Origin of the sequence: Romboutsia lituseburensis (assembly GCF_024723825.1) — a bacterium.
GTDB lineage: Bacteria > Bacillota > Clostridia > Peptostreptococcales > Peptostreptococcaceae > Romboutsia_F > Romboutsia_F lituseburensis_A.
Genome location: NZ_JANQBQ010000001.1, coordinates 1,687,486 through 1,705,749, shown reverse-complemented (window position 1 = coordinate 1,705,749; position 18,264 = coordinate 1,687,486). Strand labels below are relative to the sequence as shown.

The window sequence follows — 18,264 nt, the reverse complement described above, 5'->3', positions numbered from 1 at the left end:
TTTTTATGGGTTTAGTTTATCTTCATCTTTAATTTAGCAACTAACTCCTCTGTAGGTGTTACATAAATAGTATTATTAGTTTCATATATTACCATGCCTGGTTTTGCACCATTAGGCTTTTTAATATTTTTTTTCTTTGTATAATCAACAGGCACTTGAGCTGACATTTTTGATTTGCTGAAATAAGCAGCAAGCATAGCTCCTTCAAATAAAGTTTCATCAGATACTTCTTTTCCTTCACACTTTATTATAACGTGAGATCCAGGTATATTTTTTGTATGAAGCCATATATCGTTGTTGTCAGCTACTTTTAATGTTAAGTGATCATTTTGCTTATTGTTTTTACCAACAAATATTTTAAAGCCATCAGAGCTTATAAATTCATGAGGCTTAGTAGTAAGTTTAGTTTCTTTTTTTGACTTATTTTGAGATTTTAAATATCCAACTTTACCTAATTCCTCTCTAATATCTAGCAATTCAGCTAAATTTTCACAGTTTTCGATACTTAAAAGAATATTTTCTAAGTAATGAATTTCTTCTTCGCTAATTTTTATTTGATTATTTATTTCTACTTTTGCAGTTTTCATTTTAGTATATTTTTTGAAATATTTTTGAGCGTTTTCAGAAGGAGTAAGATTTTTATTTAATTTAATTTTTACACTCTTGTACTCAGGGTCATAAAAATTATCAACTTCTATACTTTCCATTTCTTTTTCTATCATGTATATATAAGATGTAATAAGCTCGCCATAAACTTTATATGAGTCAGCATTTTCAGATTCAAGTAATTCTTCATTTTGTTTTTTTAATTTATTATAAAGTCTATCTAGCTTAATAGAAATACTTTTTCTTAAATCAGAAGAGCGTTGGTGAATTCTATCCTTAATATCTTTTGTTTTATAATAATCTTCTAATATTTTAGACATGCTATCATCTTTCACAGATGATAATGCGCTAAAAAGATTTATATTAACACAGCTAAAGTCAATTACTCTATCAATGCTTTCATCGATAAACATACAAGGTGTATAATTATTTGATTTAACATCTTTGAATAAATTTAAAAATTCCCTATATATTAAACTAAATATTTCATCAGAACAATTTATAGTATCAGTTTTTTCATCGACTTTAGCTCTAAAACAAATTTCCTTGGCAATAATTGGGCTAATTCCTAAAAATTTAGAATAAATCGACTTAAAAATATTTCCTTGAAAATCTTTTAACGTATTTGTAAAGTCTTGTAAAGAAATATCATTAAGGGGGCTTAATTTGTTTTGCTCTGGAGGTAAAGTATAGGTTAAACCTGGCAATAATTGACGAACTCTACTTATACTAGGTGGAATTCTTTTAGCTGAATCTATGATTTTATTGTCTAAAGAATGCGTAAGTATAATATTACTATGTCGTCCCATAATTTCTACTATAATATCCTTTGTAGTTTTTTCCTTTAGCTCATCAAAAGATTCTACACTTATTTTTATAATTCTTTCAAAACCTACTTGAGATATATTTACTATATTTCCGCCTTGAATATGTTTTCTAAATAACATACAAAACATAGGTGCATTAATTGGATTTTCTTTCTTATAATCATTAGCTATATAAACTCTAGGGTTAGAGGCACTAGCACTTAGTACTAATTTAAAATTTTGTTTATTATTTCTTATATGTAAAACTACTTCATCATTTTCAGGCTGATAAACTTTATCTATTTTACCACCTAATAATTTTGAATGTAGTTCATTTACAATAGAATGTATAACTAAACCATCTAAAGCCATAATAATCGCTCCTTTCTTAGATGAAATCATTTTAAGTTAATTATTACACATAATATCTGTGTTGTGAATAGGATTAAGTACTAATACATATATAAAAATATTTTAAATTATATATTATATGATTTCCTTTTCTAAGTAATATATTGTATAATATTAAGTTAGAGATTTAAAATTTAAAAGGGGCGATATTATGAAGTTTTGGAAGTTACATGGAATAGGTAATGATTTTATTGCAATTGACCAAAGATTTAATAATAATGACTTAAAATATTATTCTGACCTAGCAAGAAAGGTATGTCATAGAAGATTTTCAGTCGGAGCAGATGGCCTTTTAATAGTAAAAAAATCAGACAAAGCAGATATAAAAATGTTATATTATAATTCTGATGGGTCTATAGCATCAATGTGTGGAAATGGTTTAAGATGTTTTGTTAAATTTGTTTATGACAATAATATAGTTAGTAAAGATAATTTTGATGTAGAAACACTAGATGGAATTAAAAATATTAAAATTAATTTGAAAAATAACGAAATTGAAACAATAAGAGTAAACATGGGAAATGGAAGTTTTTCATGTAAGGACATTCCTGTAATTTCAGATAAACCAATATTTATAAAACAAATATTAAAATTTAATGAAAAAAATTTCGAAATAAGTTCAATGTTAATGGGAGTACCACATACGGTAGTTTTTGTAGATGATATAAATTTATGCGAAGTAAATAAATACGGTAGATTAATAGAAAATCATGAAATTTTTCCTGAAGGAACAAATGTGAATTTTGTAAAAATAAAAGATAAAAATAATATATTTGTTGATACTTGGGAGAGAGGTTGTGGATATACTTTAGGATGTGGTACGGGTATGACAGCTTCAGCTATAATATCTAACTATCTAGGAAAAACTAATAAAAACGTAAACGTAACATCACAAGGTGGATGTGTGAAAATAGATATAGAAGATGAATTTGTCTATATGACAGGGCCTTCTATAAAAATATGCGAAGGACTTTTGGAGGTATAATAAATATGGCTATAAGTATGACTGGCTTTGGTAGAGGCGAATATAAAAATGATAATTATAATTTTTTAGTTGAGTGTAAAACTATAAATCATAAGTATGCAGATATAAATATTCGTTTACCTAGAAAGATATCTTTTTTAGAAGATAAAGCAAGAAACTTAATAAAAGACTATGTAAAAAGAGGAAGAGTAGACTTATACATAAAGTTAGAAGTATTAGGAAATGAAGATGCAAACCTAAAGCTTGATGAAGTATTAGCTAGTCAATATGTAGGAATACTAAAACAAATAAAAGATAAATTTGATTTAGTAGATGATATAAGTGTAATGAATGTTGCAAAGTTCCCTGATGTAGTAAGAAGTGAGGAAAAAGAAGAAGATGAAGACCTTTTATGGTCTATGCTAAAGAGTGCTTTAGAAGAAGCTTTAATAAAATTAAAAGAAATGAGAAGCGAAGAAGGTAAAAAATTAGCAGAAGATGTTATAATGAGATGTGATCTTCTTAAAAATTATATTGAAGAAATTGAAAAATACTCATATAATGTTGTTATTGACTATAAAGAAAAATTAAATGTAAGAATAAGCGAAATACTAGAAAATCCAAGTTTAGTAGATGAAAATAGATTAGCACAAGAAGTTGCTATATATGCAGATAAGAGTAGTATAACAGAGGAAATAGTAAGGTTTAAGAGTCATATAGAACAACTTAAAAATACTGTAGTTAAAAATGAATCAATAGGTAGAAAAATAGATTTTTTAATTCAAGAAATGAATAGAGAAACAAATACAATCGGTTCAAAATCATCGGATTTAAATATAACGAATTTAGTAGTTGAAGTTAAGTCTGAACTAGAAAAAATAAGAGAACAAATCCAAAACATAGAATAATATGGAATATCAAAAACTATATAAATAGATTTCATTGATAAACACTTGTATATTGAGAAAGGAAGATAGTAATGCTTAAAAGAAAAGGGCTATTATTAGTTGTATCAGGACCGTCAGGAGCTGGGAAAGGTACAATATGTAAAGAACTATTAAAACAAAATGATCAAATAAAATTATCTGTATCGGCAACTACTAGAAAACCAAGAAATGGTGAAGTTGATGGAGTTAATTATTTCTTCTTAGAAAAAGAAAAATTCCAAAGTATGATAAAAAATGGAGAATTCTTAGAGTATGCACAAATATATGATAACTTTTATGGAACTCCAAAAGCTGCTATAATAGAATGCCTAGAAAATGGGCAAGATGTAATATTAGAGATAGAAATGCAAGGAGCTAGACAAATAAAAGAAGTTTACCCAGAGGGTGTATTTATATTTGTATTGCCGCCATCTTTAAATGAATTAAAAAACAGGATCGTTGGAAGAGGAACAGAAACAGAAGAAGAAATAACTAAAAGATTTAGTTGTGCATTTGAAGAAATAAATCAAATTGTTAACTATGATTATTTTATAGTAAATGAGGATGTAGCTAAATCAGCTAAAGAAGTTGAGAGTATAATACTATCTGAAAAAAACAAAGTTAGCAGATATAAAAATAATATAATAGCAAAATTCAAGGAGGAATTATAATATGTTAAAACCATCAATCAATGAAGTATTAGACAGAATAGACAACAGATACTATTTAGTTGGGACTGTTGCAAAGAGAGCAAGAGAAATAATAGACGGTTCAGAACTTTATATCTACAATAAAAAGCAAGAGACTAAGCCAGTTAGTTTAGCTACTCAAGAAGTTGCTGATGGAAAAATAACTTATAGACTATTAACTCAAGAAGAAATAGATGTAGAGGAAGCTAGACATCACGAAGAACAACAAAAAACTATAGAACAGGAGTAATTCTCATGTTTAAGGATAAAACTGTTGTAATAGGTGTAAGTGGTGGAATAGCTGTATACAAATGTTTAGATGTAATAAGTAGATTAAGAAAACTAGGTGTAAATGTTAATGTGATAATGACAAAGTCTGCAACAGAATTTGTAGCACCTTTATCATTTCAATCATTAAGTCAAAACTATGTAGTTTGTGATATGTTTGAAGATTCTAAAACTTGGGATGTAGAACATATATCTTTAGCTAAAAAGGCAGATGTATTCTTAATTGCACCAGCAACTGCAAATGTAATAGGAAAAATAGCTAATGGTATAGCCGATGATATGCTTACAACAACAGTTATGGCTACTAAAGGAAAGGTATTGATAGCTCCTGCTATGAATACTAACATGTATGAAAATCCTATTCTTCAAAGAAATATAAGTACATTAAAAGAATTAGGATATAATTTTGTTGATCCTGAAAGTGGAAGACTAGCTTGTGGAGATACTGGAAAAGGAAAGTTAGCAACTCCAGAAACTATAGTTAATGAAGTTGTAAATTTACTAACTCAAAATCAGGATTTAAAAGGTAAAAATATAATAATAACAGCAGGACCAACTATGGAAAGCATAGATCCAATGAGATTTATAAGTAATAGATCAACTGGAAAAATGGGCTATTCAATAGCAGCTCAAGCTATAAAAAGAGGAGCTGAAGTTACTTTAATATCAGGACCTACGAACTTAACACCACCACAAAATCTAAAAAAACTTATCAGAATTGAAAGTGCTCAAGATATGTATAATGCAGTGCTTAATAATATGGATGAAAATCAAGTCATAATAAAAAGTGCAGCTGTAGCAGATTATAAGCCTAAAAATTATTCTGATAAAAAAATAAAAAAGACAGATGATGATTTATCTATTGAATTAGACAGAAATAAAGATATTGCATATGAAATAGGTAAGATAAAAAAAGATAAGATATTAGTTGGATTTGCAGCTGAGACTAATGACCTTATAGAAAATGCTAAAGGTAAAGTCAAAAGGAAAAATTTAGATTTTATAGTAGCAAATGATTTAACTAAAGAAGGTGCAGGATTTGGAGTAGACACTAATATAGTTAAAATTATAGATAAAGAAGGTCATATAACAGAATATCCAAAAATGACTAAAGATGAAGTAGCAAATGTAATTTTAGATAAAGTCAATGAACTAATTAAAAAGTAAGCATCTATTAAAATAGATGCTTACTTTTTATTAAATCAAATAGTTAAAATCTTAATCAAATTTATTTTAGAGTAATTCATAGTCAAATAGGAAATACTTCAAAATAAAGAATAAATCAGCTTTAAAAATCGAGGTTACAATAATGGATAGATATGCAAAAGTAATAGTTAGAAGCAATACAGTGCATACAGATAACTTATTTACATATAAAGTTCCTGAATTTTTAATTGAAGAATTAAAAGAAGGACATAGAGTTTTAGTTCCATTTGGAAGAGGAAATAAGCCAGTTGAAGCATTTGTATTTGAAATAATAAATTATTTAGAAGAGGACATAAAAACAAAAGAAATTGTTGATGTATTAGATGAGGAACCTATTTTTAGGAATGAAGAGCTAGATTTAGTAAAGTGGATGAAAAATAGATATTTGTGTACCTATATAGATTGTATAAACTTAATATATCCCAAAGGATATAAATTAAATAATTATAAAGTAGCAACAATAAGTGATAATTTAAAAAAATTAAATAATAGTCAATTAAATGAATTTATTATTAATTTAGATGAAAAGTATCAACAAGTTATTGAACTTATTGAAAAAAATAAAGGCAAAGTAAAAGTTGAAAAACTTAAGTTTATTCCTAATATAAACAACATACTAGATAGAATGAATAAGAATAATATAATAAGCTTACATTGGGAGTATAAAGATCACAAAAATGAAAAAAAAGTTTGTTACTTGGCCTTAACTATGGAAGATGAAGAGGTTGATGAATACGTAAAATCAAATAAAATAAATCTAGGTAGCAAGCAAAAAGAAATTGTTAATTTTTTAAAATATAATAAAGATGTAGAAATAAATGATGCAATGGAAATTTTAAATGTATCTAAAAAAAGTATAACATCACTTCATGATAAAAAACTTGTCACATTAAGGCTAGAAGATTATTATAGGAATCCTGAAAGTATATATACATCAAACTATAAAGAAATAAATTTAAATGAAGAACAACGATATGCTATAAATAAAATAACTTCTGAAATGTTTGATGAAAACAAAAAACCATATATGATACATGGTGTGACAGGTAGTGGAAAAACAGAAGTTTATATGGAAGTTATAGATTATGCATTAAATCAAGGTCTAGATAGTATTGTTCTAGTTCCAGAGATAGCACTTACACCTCAAACTATAGATAGATTTAAAAGTAGGTTTGGTGATGTTGTTGGAGTATTTCATAGTCAGCTTTCAGAAGGCCAAAAGCATGATGTTTATAAAGCTATAAAGGTCGGAAAAGTAAGGATTTTAATAGGGGCTAGATCAGCCTTATTTGCACCATTTAATAGTTTGGGTGTAATTATAATAGATGAGTTTCATGAAACGTCATATAAGTCAGAAAAAAATCCTAAATTTAGTGCGATAGAAGTTGCAAAATATATGGCTTTAAAAAATGATGTTTCATTAGTTTTAGGTTCTGCAACACCATCTATAGACGAATATTATAAAGCGAAACAAGATGAATATAAATTAATTGAAATTAAATCAAGAGCAAATAAAAAACCACTTCCAAAAATTGAAGTTATAGATATGAAAAATGAACTAAATGTTGGAAATAAAAGTATATTTAGTTTTAGATTACAGCAGGAGATAAAAGAAGCGATTAAAAATAAAAATCAGGTAATACTATTTTTAAATAGAAGAGGATATGCGAGTTTCGTCTCTTGTAGAAAGTGTGGATATGTATTCCAGTGTGATAATTGCGATATTTCATTAACTTATCACAAACGAAATAATGTAGGTAGATGTCACTATTGCGGATCTGAAAAAGAAATACCTAAGGAATGCCCTGATTGTGGTAGTACCTATGTTAAGCCTTTTGGGGTAGGTACTCAAAAAATAGAAGAAGAGCTAAAATATATTTTTGAAGATATAAAAGTACTTAGGATGGATAAGGATACAACATCTAAAAAAGGTAGTCTAGAAGAAATTTTAAATAAGTTTAAAAACCAAGAAGCTCAAGTATTAATAGGAACACAGATGCTGAGTAAGGGATTGGACTTTGAAAATGTAACTTTAGTAGGTATATTATCTGCAGATATGATATTAAATTTTCCTGATTTTAAAAGCTTTGAAACCACATTCCAATTAGTAACTCAAGTATCAGGAAGAGCTGGAAGGTCTGATAAAGAAGGAATTGTAATATTACAGACATATGATACGGATCATTATGCTATAAGAAGAGCTATTAATTATGACTATGAAGGCTTTTTTGATGATGAAATAAAGATAAGAAAGGTATTTGGATATGCTCCTTTTAATAACATGATAAGTGTAGTTATAAGTGGAATAAATGAAAATTTAGTAAAACAAAATGCTCAAAATATGTATGATTCAATTATTTATCTTTTACAAAATAGGGGGATAAATAACTTTGAATTTATATTAGGACCAAATCCTTGTTCTATATCAAAAATTAATCAAAATTATAGATGGCAGATATTATTTAAAGATGATAATATTGAAATAAATTTATTAAAAGGTATAATAAAGTATATATGTATAACAAAAAGAGATGTTGTATTTAATAAGGATGTTAATGTATCAATAGATATTAACCCGAATAATGTATTATAAAATGTAGGAGGAGAACAAAATGGCATTAAGAGAAATAGTTCAAATAGGAGAACCAGTATTAAGAAAGAAATCTAAAGTAGTAGAAAAAATAGATGATAAGTTAATACAATTATTAGATGATATGGCAGAAACAATGTATCAAGCAGATGGTGTAGGTCTTGCTGCACCTCAAGTTGGAGTTTTAAAAAGGGTTGTAGTTATAGATATAGGAGATGGGATAATAGAACTTATAAACCCTGAAATAATAGAAACATCAGGAGAACAAATAGGAGATGAAGGATGTCTAAGTGTTTTAGGTGAATCTGGAGAAGTAAGAAGACCATATGTAGTTAAGGTTAGAGCTTTTAACAGAAAAGGACAATTATTTGAGATAGAGGGAGAAGAATTATTAGCTAGAGCTTTCTGTCATGAAATAGATCACTTAGAAGGTGTATTATTCGTAGATAAAATAGAAAAGTAATAGGAGCTGATTAAATGAAAATAGTATTCATGGGAACACCTGAAATAGCAACAGGGTGTTTACAAAAAATAATAGATGAAAAACATGAAATTTTAGGTGTTGTAACTCAGCCTGATAAACCACAAAACAGAGGTAAAAAATTAGGAATGCCTCCTGTAAAAGAGTTAGCATTAAAATATGATATACCAGTGTATCAACCTGTTAAGGCTAGAGACGAAAGTTTTGTGAATATATTAAAAGAGATAAATCCAGATGTTATAGTAGTTGTAGCTTTTGGACAAATACTTCCTAAAGAAATACTGGAGATACCTAAACTTGGATGTATAAATGTTCATGTTTCATTATTACCTAAATACAGAGGTGCAGCTCCTATAAATTGGGTAATAATAAATGGAGAAACAAAAACAGGTGTAACAACTATGTACATGGATGAAGGTTTAGATACTGGAGATATGATATTAAAAACAGAATTTGAACTTAATGATGAAATTACAGCTGGAGAGTTACATGACAAAATGATGGTAATAGGAGCTCAAACTCTAAAAGAAACATTAGATTTAATAGAAAAAGGATGTGCTCCTAGAGAAAAGCAAAATCATGATGAATTTTCTTATGCACCTATGATGAGTAAGTCACTGGGTAACATTGATTGGAGCAAAAATGCTAGTGAAATACATAATTTGGTAAGAGGTGTAAATCCATGGCCAAGTGCTTACACAATATATGATGATAAGACTATGAAGGTATGGAAAACTAAGGTATTAAAAGAAATAACTGATAAATTACCAGGAACTATACTTAATGTAGATAAAGATGGTATAAGAGTAAGTACAAGCGATGGTATAATATTAATAGAAGAAATACAAATGCCAGGTAAAAAAAGAGTAGCAGTATCAGAATATATAAAAGGAAATAATATAGAAGCTAATATAGTTTTAGGTTAGGTGAAAATATGATAGATTCAAAAAAGTATATGACAGCTATAAGTATACTTTTAGGGATACTTATAATTGGTGGTGCAGCTATTAATCTTTTCATATCTAATTTAACGCATTTATTTGCAGTGATTATTGACATTATAATAATTTTTATAGCTTTAGCTATAATATTTTCAATAATAGTTACAAATAAAGTAATTAAGGATAAAAAAGTGAGTTCATGGGCAATGAAAATTAATTTTAACATAGTAAATGTTTTATTCCCAGTGATAACTTTAGTAGCTAACTTAATAGGAATATCTAAGAATGAAATTAGAAAGGTATATGTTAAGTTAAATAACCAATATATTTATAGTAATAAATATAATATAAAACCTGAAGATATACTTATACTTATTCCTCATTGCGTACAAAAAAACAGCTGTAAATTAAAGGTTACAAATGATATTAATAATTGTGCCAAATGTGGACTATGTAATATTGGAGAATTAGTTCAACTACAACATAAAACAAATATAAAAGTTTTTGTTGCAACAGGTGGAACTTTAGCTAGAAAGATTATAATAGATAATAGACCTAAAGCTGTTATAGCAGTAGCCTGTGAAAGAGATTTAACTGCAGGTGTACAGGATGTAAAAAAAATACCTGTTTTAGGTGTATTTAATAAAAGACCAAATGGACCTTGTGTAGATACAAGTATAGATATAAAAGAAGTAGAAGAAGCAATAAATTTTTTTGTAGGAAATAAGAATAATTAATATTGCTTTATATTATATATAACTATATTAATAATACAAAAATTATATTATAATAAACTTTATATTATAATATAAAGTTTATTTGGATAGGAGGGTGTTTATGTATTCACCATACTATGGATTTGGATTTGATCCAACACTTATAATATTATTACCTGCTATATTATTTACAATGTATGCTCAATTTAAGGTTACATCTACTACTAGTAGATACTTCAGAGTGAATTCAAGTAGAGGACATACAGGTGAGCAAGTAGCTAGAAAAATACTAGATTCAAATGGATTATATAAAGTTTCAATAGAGATGGTAAGAGGTAGATTAAGTGACCATTATAATCCTAGAAGTAATGTAGTAAGATTATCTCAAGATGTGTATTACGGAACTTCAATAACTTCTATAGCTGTTGCAGCTCATGAATGTGGTCATGCTATTCAACATGCAAAAGGATATGCACCTCTTAATTTTAGAAGTGCACTAGTACCTGTTGTAAATTTTGCATCTAACATGTCTTGGTTTTTAATTTTTTTAGGATTTATGTTTAGAGGGCCACTTTTACAGATTGGTATATTATTATTTGCTGTATCAGTATTATTCCAATTAGTAACATTACCAGTTGAATTTAATGCGTCAAACAGAGCAATAGTTCAAATGACTAATTTAGGTATTGTAGAGGGGAAAGAAGCTGGTCAAAGTAGACAAGTGCTTACAGCAGCAGCATTAACATATGTGGCAGCGGCACTTACTTCAGTGCTTCAATTACTAAGATTATTAGCTATAGCTAATAGAGATAATGATTAGAGGAGATTGTCCTAGGGGTTTCTAGGACTTTTTCTGTGTAAAAAGATAAGGAGAAAAAGAATGAAAGCAAGAGAAATAGCATTTAAGGTATTATGTGATATAGAAGATAATAACAACTATTCTAACATAGCAATCAATAAACATTTTAAAAATTTAGATATAGCTAATCAAGATAGAGGTCTTGCTACAGAATTAATATATGGAGTAATAGAAAATCAGTATTATTTAGATTATATTATAAATAAACTTTCAAAGATAAAGACGCAAAAATTATCAACTTATGTTAAAATATTGCTGAGGATGGGAATTTACCAAATTGCATTTTTAGATAGTATATCAGAATATGCAGCAGTTAATGAAACTGTAAATTTAGTGAAAAAATATGATAAAAGATCATCAGGATTCGTTAACGCGATTCTAAGAAACGTAATTAGAAATAAAGGCGAAGTGCTAGATATAGATACAGGAAATGAAATAATGGATATAGCGACGAAGTATTCTTATAGCCCTTGGATGATAAAAGATTGGACTAAAAATTTTGGTGAAGACTTTACACAAGATTTACTTGAAGCAAATAGCGAAAAGCCAAATCTTTATTTAAGAGTTAATACAATTAAAATAAGTAGAGATGAACTTATAAATAAACTTCAAGAACAAGGAATAAAAGCGTCAAAGGTAAATATAATAGAAGAAGCCATAAAGGTTGAAAATCTTAAAAATATAGAAAATAATGAATTATTTAGACAAGGTTTATTTACTATTCAAGATATAAGCTCTATGATAGTTGGAAAAGTGATGAACCCAAAAGAAAATTCTATGGTTCTAGATGTTTGTAGTGCTCCAGGAGGAAAAACTACTCACATGGCATCTTTAATGAATAATACTGGAAAAGTTGTAGCTAGAGATGTATTTGAACATAAGTTAAAACTTATAAATGATACAGTGAACAGACTTGGATTAACTAATGTTGAGGTTGAAAATTTTGATGCCTCTCAGATTGATGTAGATAGTTTAGATAAATTTGACTATGTACTTACAGATGTTCCATGTTCTGGTTTAGGTATTATAAGAAGAAAACCAGAGATAAAGTACAAATCAAAAGTTGACTTAAAAGATTTACCTAAAATACAATATACTATATTAGAAAATGCTTCAAAATATGTTAAAATAGGTGGGACACTAATTTATAGTACATGCACAATTCAAGATAAAGAAAATATAGAAGTGATAGAAAAGTTTATAAGTGAATATGACAATTTTGAATTAGTACCAATAAATGAAATAAATATTGATTTAGATAATCAAGATAAAGGTTATTTAAAGATTTATCCTAATATCCATGGTATGGATGGATTCTTTATATCAAAATTAAGAAGAGTAAGGTAGTGATAAGATGAATCAAAACAAGGTAGCATTAAAAAACTTTACAGAAGCACAACTTAAAGAATTTATGAAGACTATTGGTGAAAAATCATTTAGAGGTAGTCAAGTTTATTCATGGATTTATAGAGGTGCTAAAACTTTTGATGATATGAATAATATACCGAAAAATTTAAGACAAAAGTTGGATGAAGTATCTTATATTGGGAACATAGAAATAGAATTAAAACTAGAATCAAAAGTAGATAAAACTAAAAAATATTTATTTTTATTAAATGATGGTAATATAATAGAAACAGTAATGATGGATTATGAAGATAGAGTTACAGTTTGTATATCTAATCAAGTTGGATGTAGAATGGGATGTAAGTTTTGTGCATCAACATTAGATGGTTTAATAAGAAACTTAGAGCCATGGGAAATTTTAGATCAAATATTAAAAATACAAGAAGATACAGGTAAAAGAGTATCAAACCTTGTTTTGATGGGAAGTGGAGAGCCTTTAGATAACTTTGAAAATACTAAGCAATTTTTAGAGATTGTTAATGATAAAAATGGACTAAATATTGGATATAGACATATAACTTTATCTACATGTGGAATAGCAACTAAAATGAGAGAGCTAGCTGACTTAGAAATACCAATAAACTTAGCATTATCTCTGCATTCACCATATGATGATAAAAGAAAAGAAATTATGCCTATAGCTAATGCATATCCAATAGAAGATATACTAGATGCATGTAAGTATTATATTAGAAAAACTAACAGAAGAGTAACATTTGAATATTCTTTAATAAGAGGAGTTAATGATTCAGAGAAAGAAGCTATGAGACTAGTAAGTTTATTAAAAGGAATGCTATGTCACGTAAATTTAATTCCTATAAATAATGTAGAAGAAAGAGATTTTGAAAGACCAGATAAATCTCATATTTACAAGTTTAGAGATGTACTAGAAAAAAATAATATACCAGCTACAGTTAGAATATCCATGGGATCTGATATAGGTGGAGCTTGTGGACAGCTAAGAAGAAAACATAAGTAGCTTAGGGGGGAAGTCGTATGATTTATAGTTGTGCCTCCGATATAGGAAAAGTTAGAAAAAATAACGAAGACTACTGTAAAGGGGAAATTGTACAAACTGATTTTGGTTCTATCGGAATATTTGCTCTAGCTGATGGAATGGGTGGTCATAAAAAAGGTGAAGTAGCAAGTAATCTAGCCGTAGAAAATATAATATGTTTTTTAAAAGAGAATTTATTGCAACATAATAACATAAAAATAGATTATGTAGATGATATAATAAAACAAGCTTACAACAATGTTAATTCTATTATTTATGAAAAATCTAAAAGTAGTGAAGAATTTGAAGGAATGGGAACTACTTTAACAACTGCGATATTATATAAAAATAATTTATATGTAGCGAATGTGGGAGATAGTAGATGCTATTTATTAAGCAGATATGAGTTTTCTAAAGTGACAATAGACCATTCTGTAGTAGAAGAACTTGTACGAGCTCATATTATAACTGAAGAAGAAGCAAAGAACCATCCAAGGAGAAATCATATAACGAGAGCTATGGGAACAGATGAGATGGTAATTGTTGATATATTTAAGTATAAAATAGATAAAGGTGATAAAATTCTTTTAGCTAGTGATGGATTAACAGGATTCGTAGATGATAAGACTATAAAAGAAATAGTGGAGAAAAGAGAATCTATAGAATTATTAGCTCAAGAATTAATAGATCATGCAAATGATATAGCAGGAAAAGATAATATTTCGGTTATTTTAGTAGAAGATAAGTAGGATGGTGATAAAGTGGGAGAGACTGTTTTAGGAAATAGATATGAAATCATCAGAAAAATTGGTGATGGAGGTATGGCTTTTGTATATGAAGCTAAGGATAGGTTATTAAACAGAACTGTAGCAGTTAAAGTTTTAAGGCCTGAATTTGTAGATGACGAAGAATTTTTAAGCAAATTTAAAAGGGAAGCAGAAGCTGTTGCCAGCCTCTCGCACCCTAATATTGTTAATGTATATGATGTGGGTGAAGATGGAAGAGTACATTATATTGTCATGGAATTTATAGATGGACAAAATCTAAAAGAAATAATACAAAATGAAGGAACTTTAGATGAGTATACTGCTTTAGATATAACAAAACAAATAGCTATGGCTCTTAGTGCAGCTCATAAGAAAGGAATTGTTCATAGAGATATAAAGCCTCATAATATTCTTATATCAAATGAAGGAAGAATAGTTAAGGTTGCAGACTTTGGTATAGCAAAAGCTGTCTCAAATTCTACTATGACTAATATAGGAAGTATAATAGGCTCAGTACATTATTTTTCTCCTGAACAAGCAAAAGGAAAGTATGTAACTAGCAATGCAGACCTTTATTCTTTAGGTATCGTGTTATATGAAATGTTAATTGGGAAAGTACCGTTTAGAGGTGATAGTCCTATATCAATAGCACTTCAGCATATAAATGATGAAATTGAATTTACTCAGGATGAAAAAATAAATATACCACAAAGTGTAAGAACTATAATTAAAAAATTAACTGAGAAGTCTACAGTTAACAGATATCAAAGTGCGGAAGAGTTAATAGAAGATATTGAGTATATTGAAAAAAATATAGATTTAGATTTTATAAAAGAATATGATAATTATGCTACTCAAAAAATAGATGAAAAAGATTTAAATAAATCTATGAAAATAATTCCTCCAGCACAAGAATTTGATGAAGAGGAGTACTATAATGATGAATATGAAGATGATGAATATTTTGAAGAAGTAGAAGAAAGACCTAAATTAAAAAGAGATAAAAAGAAAAGTAAGAAAAGAAAGCAAGGTAAAGAAGACAGCCCTTTAGCTAAAAAACTTCTTATAGTAGCTGCAGTTGTTTTAGCACTTATATTAGGAACACAAGTTTATTTAGCAACTAAATTTGCTGGACAATATTTATTTGGTTCTAGTTCTGATGAACCTAAAAAAATAACAGTACCAGATGTTTCAGGTGAGTCTATGGATAGTGCTCAGGAAAAATTATCTAACTTAAATCTGAAAGTTGAAATAAAAGAAGAATATAATGCAGATGTGAAAGAAAATTGCGTAATCTATCAAACTCCTAAAGCAGGTACAGAGTTACAAGAAGGAGATACTGTAACTATATACCTGAGTAAAGGTGCAAAAGAAGGTGTAATACCAAATATAGTGGGGATGATTCTTGGAGAAGCTGAAAATATTCTTAAAGAAAATAAGCTAAAGCTTGGTAACATAAAACAAGAGTATAGTGATACTTTTAAACAGGGTGTAGTTATAAGCCAAAGTCCGAAATCAGGTTCTGGAAGTGTTGAAGAAGGTGATAAGATCGATGTAGTTATAAGTAAAGGTCCAAAGCCAGTTGAAACTCCAAAACAAGAAGAAGATAAGAAAGAAGAGGAAACTCCTACTCCAGAGACTCCAACAACACCTGTAAATCCAGGTGGAAATGATAATGGATCAAACAATAATGGTTCAGGAAGTAACAATGGAGGATCACATAATAATGGAGGATCAGGAAGTAACAATGGTGGATCACATAATAATGGAGGATCAGGAAATAATAATGGATCAAGTAATGGAGGTTCTTCAGGTGGAAGTACTGAAGATGGTGGAAGTGAAAATACAGGTGGCGGAAGTACAGTAACTCCTCATCCGCCTGCAACTGATGGTTCAGAAACAGATTAAATAAAATTAAACATAAAAAAGCCTAGCTATTTAGTTAGGCTTTTTTATGTTTAATAATAAATTTATTATAATTATAATTAATTACAAACTTATTATGATATTATAGTAAAATAGGATACAATAGATATATGAGTAAAAAATAGAGGAGGCAATAAATGTTAAATGGACAAATAATAAAAGGAATAGGGGGATTTTATTACGTAGATACACACGTTGGACTTTATGAATGCAGAGCGAGAGGTATATTTAGGAAACAAAAAGTAACACCTTTAGTTGGAGATAGAGTAGCTATAAGTGTAGTTGACGAAGAAAATAAAAAAGGGGTTATTGAAGAGATAAACAAAAGGGATACAGAGCTTGTAAGGCCGCCTATAGCAAATGTTGATAAAGCTTTAATAGTATTTGCTATAAAAAATCCTAAGCCGAATTTATCCCTATTAGATAGATTTATAGTATTAGCCGAAAAAGAAGGATTAGAAATTGTTATAATACTTACTAAGGCTGATTTAGATTATGAGAATATGTTAGATGAAGTAAAATCAACATATGAGCTTAGTGGATATAAAGTTATACCTGTAAGTAATAAGACTAAATTAAATATAGATAAGGTTAAAGAAGAATTAGTTGGCAATGTAGTTGTATTTGCTGGACCATCAGGAGTAGGTAAATCAAGTTTGTTAAATGAGATAGATAAAAATTTTAAGCTACAAACTGGAGAAGTTAGTGATAAAATAAAAAGAGGGAAACATACAACTAGACACGCAGAACTTTTAAAGTTAGAATGTGGGGGTATGGTAGCAGATACACCAGGATTTAGTTCATTGACACTTGATGATATTTCGGAAACTGAGCTTAAAGAATTCTTTATAGAGTTTGATGAGTTTGATGATTGTAGATTTGGGTCGAGATGTATACATGAAAAAGAACCTAGTTGTGCTGTAAAAGAAGCTGTAGAAGTAGGAAAAATATCTAAAAAAAGATATGATAGTTATATACAGCTACTAAATGAAATTAGACAAGGGAAAAGGAGATATTAAAATGATTAAGTTAGCACCATCGATATTATCAGCTGATTTTGCGAGATTGTTAGAAGATGTAAAGAAAGTAGAACATGCAGGATGTGAATATTTGCATATAGATGTAATGGATGGACACTTTGTGCCAAATATAACATTAGGTCCTTCATTAGTTAAATCTTTAAGAAAAGATGTTAATATGGTATTTGATGCGCATCTTATGATAGAAAATCCAGATAAATATATTAAAGACTTTGTAGATGCGGGATGTGACTTAATAGTAGTCCATCAGGAAGCTTGTAGACATTTACATAGAACAATACAAAATATAAAATCATATGGAATAAAAGCAGGAGTTGCACTAAATCCAGCTACACCTATTGAAACTATAAAACATGTACTAAATGATGTAGATATGGTACTTATAATGACTGTTAACCCAGGGTTTGGTGGTCAATCATTTATAGAGGGAATGATACCTAAAATACAAGAACTAAAGAGCATTATAGATTCTCAAAATTTAAATATAGATATACAAGTTGATGGTGGTATAAAGCCTGAAAATGTAAATAAGGTAGTTGAAGCTGGCGCAAATATTATAGTTGCAGGATCAGCGATCTTTAATAGCAATAATATAAATGAAACTGTACAGTTATTTAGAAAAAATGCAAATATATAGGTATAAT

General features: G+C 28.3%; 17 protein-coding genes. 16 read left to right on the top strand and 1 reads right to left on the bottom strand.

Features of this window, described 5'->3' with window-relative positions; genetic code table 11:
• Positions 1 to 11: 11 nt before the first annotated feature.
• A complete protein-coding gene (locus NWE74_RS08315; RefSeq protein WP_258242746.1) occupies positions 12 to 1,784 on the bottom strand; it encodes an Rqc2 family fibronectin-binding protein in 1,773 nt (590 codons plus the stop codon).
• Between the two features lie 190 nt (positions 1,785 to 1,974).
• On the opposite strand from NWE74_RS08315, the gene dapF reads away from it, so the two are divergent.
• From dapF to rpe, 16 genes are all read left to right on the top strand, one after another.
• Entirely contained in the window at positions 1,975 to 2,808 is an 834-nt protein-coding gene (gene dapF, locus NWE74_RS08310) for a diaminopimelate epimerase (RefSeq protein WP_258242745.1), read from the top strand.
• A gap of 5 nt (positions 2,809 to 2,813) precedes the next feature.
• On the top strand, positions 2,814 to 3,695 hold the full coding sequence (locus tag NWE74_RS08305; protein WP_258242744.1) for a YicC/YloC family endoribonuclease: 882 nt from the start codon (positions 2,814 to 2,816) through the stop codon (positions 3,693 to 3,695).
• Between the two features lie 71 nt (positions 3,696 to 3,766).
• On the top strand, positions 3,767 to 4,384 hold the full coding sequence (gene gmk, locus NWE74_RS08300) for a guanylate kinase (RefSeq protein ID WP_258242743.1): 618 nt from the start codon (positions 3,767 to 3,769) through the stop codon (positions 4,382 to 4,384).
• Position 4,385: 1 nt separating this feature from the next.
• Positions 4,386 to 4,652, top strand: a complete 267-nt coding sequence (gene rpoZ, locus NWE74_RS08295) for a DNA-directed RNA polymerase subunit omega (protein WP_092726142.1) — start codon at positions 4,386 to 4,388, stop codon at positions 4,650 to 4,652.
• A 5-nt stretch (positions 4,653 to 4,657) separates the two neighbouring features.
• Positions 4,658 to 5,857 (top strand): bifunctional phosphopantothenoylcysteine decarboxylase/phosphopantothenate--cysteine ligase CoaBC, encoded by a 1,200-nt coding sequence (gene coaBC / locus NWE74_RS08290; RefSeq protein WP_258242742.1) that lies wholly within the window; start codon positions 4,658 to 4,660, stop codon positions 5,855 to 5,857.
• A 142-nt stretch (positions 5,858 to 5,999) separates the two neighbouring features.
• Positions 6,000 to 8,489 (top strand): primosomal protein N', encoded by a 2,490-nt coding sequence (gene priA, locus NWE74_RS08285; RefSeq protein WP_258242741.1) that lies wholly within the window; start codon positions 6,000 to 6,002, stop codon positions 8,487 to 8,489.
• A 19-nt stretch (positions 8,490 to 8,508) separates the two neighbouring features.
• Complete coding sequence (def, locus tag NWE74_RS08280; protein ID WP_092726138.1) at positions 8,509 to 8,949, top strand: peptide deformylase; 441 nt, start codon at positions 8,509 to 8,511, stop codon at positions 8,947 to 8,949.
• 14 nt (positions 8,950 to 8,963) lie between these two features.
• Positions 8,964 to 9,893, top strand: coding sequence for a methionyl-tRNA formyltransferase (fmt, locus tag NWE74_RS08275; RefSeq protein WP_258242740.1), 930 nt, complete (start codon positions 8,964 to 8,966; stop codon positions 9,891 to 9,893).
• Between the two features lie 8 nt (positions 9,894 to 9,901).
• Positions 9,902 to 10,645: a DUF116 domain-containing protein gene (locus NWE74_RS08270; protein WP_258242739.1), complete on the top strand. Its 744-nt coding sequence runs from the start codon at positions 9,902 to 9,904 to the stop codon at positions 10,643 to 10,645.
• A gap of 100 nt (positions 10,646 to 10,745) precedes the next feature.
• Positions 10,746 to 11,444, top strand: a complete 699-nt coding sequence (locus tag NWE74_RS08265; protein ID WP_258242738.1) for a zinc metallopeptidase — start codon at positions 10,746 to 10,748, stop codon at positions 11,442 to 11,444.
• Positions 11,445 to 11,504: 60 nt separating this feature from the next.
• On the top strand, positions 11,505 to 12,830 hold the full coding sequence (gene rsmB, locus NWE74_RS08260; RefSeq protein WP_258242737.1) for a 16S rRNA (cytosine(967)-C(5))-methyltransferase RsmB: 1,326 nt from the start codon (positions 11,505 to 11,507) through the stop codon (positions 12,828 to 12,830).
• Positions 12,831 to 12,837: 7 nt separating this feature from the next.
• Complete coding sequence (rlmN, locus tag NWE74_RS08255; protein ID WP_258242736.1) at positions 12,838 to 13,869, top strand: 23S rRNA (adenine(2503)-C(2))-methyltransferase RlmN; 1,032 nt, start codon at positions 12,838 to 12,840, stop codon at positions 13,867 to 13,869.
• A 17-nt stretch (positions 13,870 to 13,886) separates the two neighbouring features.
• Positions 13,887 to 14,636 carry a Stp1/IreP family PP2C-type Ser/Thr phosphatase gene (locus tag NWE74_RS08250; RefSeq protein ID WP_258242735.1) on the top strand — a complete coding sequence of 250 codons (750 nt, stop codon included), beginning with the start codon at positions 13,887 to 13,889 and terminating at the stop codon, positions 14,634 to 14,636.
• A gap of 12 nt (positions 14,637 to 14,648) precedes the next feature.
• Positions 14,649 to 16,562 (top strand): Stk1 family PASTA domain-containing Ser/Thr kinase, encoded by a 1,914-nt coding sequence (pknB, locus tag NWE74_RS08245; RefSeq protein ID WP_258242734.1) that lies wholly within the window; start codon positions 14,649 to 14,651, stop codon positions 16,560 to 16,562.
• Between the two features lie 155 nt (positions 16,563 to 16,717).
• The gene (rsgA, locus tag NWE74_RS08240) at positions 16,718 to 17,599 is read left to right on the top strand and encodes a ribosome small subunit-dependent GTPase A (protein WP_258242733.1); all 882 of its coding nucleotides are present in this window, start codon (positions 16,718 to 16,720) and stop codon (positions 17,597 to 17,599) included.
• A gap of 1 nt (position 17,600) precedes the next feature.
• A complete protein-coding gene (gene rpe / locus NWE74_RS08235) occupies positions 17,601 to 18,257 on the top strand; it encodes a ribulose-phosphate 3-epimerase (RefSeq protein ID WP_258242732.1) in 657 nt (218 codons plus the stop codon).
• Positions 18,258 to 18,264: the final 7 nt, after the last annotated feature.

Bases quoted from the DNA above. Each gene is read 5' to 3' on its own strand.
- fmt (WP_258242740.1), top strand. From the start codon at position 8,964: ATGAAAATAGTATTCATGGGAACACCTGAAATAGCAACAGGGTGTTTA.
- dapF (WP_258242745.1), top strand. From the start codon at position 1,975: ATGAAGTTTTGGAAGTTACATGGAATAGGTAATGATTTTATTGCAATT.
- rsmB (WP_258242737.1), top strand. From the start codon at position 11,505: ATGAAAGCAAGAGAAATAGCATTTAAGGTATTATGTGATATAGAAGAT.
- priA (WP_258242741.1), top strand. From the start codon at position 6,000: ATGGATAGATATGCAAAAGTAATAGTTAGAAGCAATACAGTGCATACA.
- NWE74_RS08265 (WP_258242738.1), top strand. From the start codon at position 10,746: ATGTATTCACCATACTATGGATTTGGATTTGATCCAACACTTATAATA.
- rlmN (WP_258242736.1), top strand. From the start codon at position 12,838: ATGAATCAAAACAAGGTAGCATTAAAAAACTTTACAGAAGCACAACTT.
- NWE74_RS08305 (WP_258242744.1), top strand. From the start codon at position 2,814: ATGGCTATAAGTATGACTGGCTTTGGTAGAGGCGAATATAAAAATGAT.
- def (WP_092726138.1), top strand. From the start codon at position 8,509: ATGGCATTAAGAGAAATAGTTCAAATAGGAGAACCAGTATTAAGAAAG.
- rpe (WP_258242732.1), top strand. From the start codon at position 17,601: ATGATTAAGTTAGCACCATCGATATTATCAGCTGATTTTGCGAGATTG.
- rpoZ (WP_092726142.1), top strand. From the start codon at position 4,386: ATGTTAAAACCATCAATCAATGAAGTATTAGACAGAATAGACAACAGA.
- gmk (WP_258242743.1), top strand. From the start codon at position 3,767: ATGCTTAAAAGAAAAGGGCTATTATTAGTTGTATCAGGACCGTCAGGA.
- NWE74_RS08270 (WP_258242739.1), top strand. From the start codon at position 9,902: ATGATAGATTCAAAAAAGTATATGACAGCTATAAGTATACTTTTAGGG.
- NWE74_RS08250 (WP_258242735.1), top strand. From the start codon at position 13,887: ATGATTTATAGTTGTGCCTCCGATATAGGAAAAGTTAGAAAAAATAAC.
- rsgA (WP_258242733.1), top strand. From the start codon at position 16,718: ATGTTAAATGGACAAATAATAAAAGGAATAGGGGGATTTTATTACGTA.
- coaBC (WP_258242742.1), top strand. From the start codon at position 4,658: ATGTTTAAGGATAAAACTGTTGTAATAGGTGTAAGTGGTGGAATAGCT.
- NWE74_RS08315 (WP_258242746.1), bottom strand. From the start codon at position 1,784: ATGGCTTTAGATGGTTTAGTTATACATTCTATTGTAAATGAACTACAT.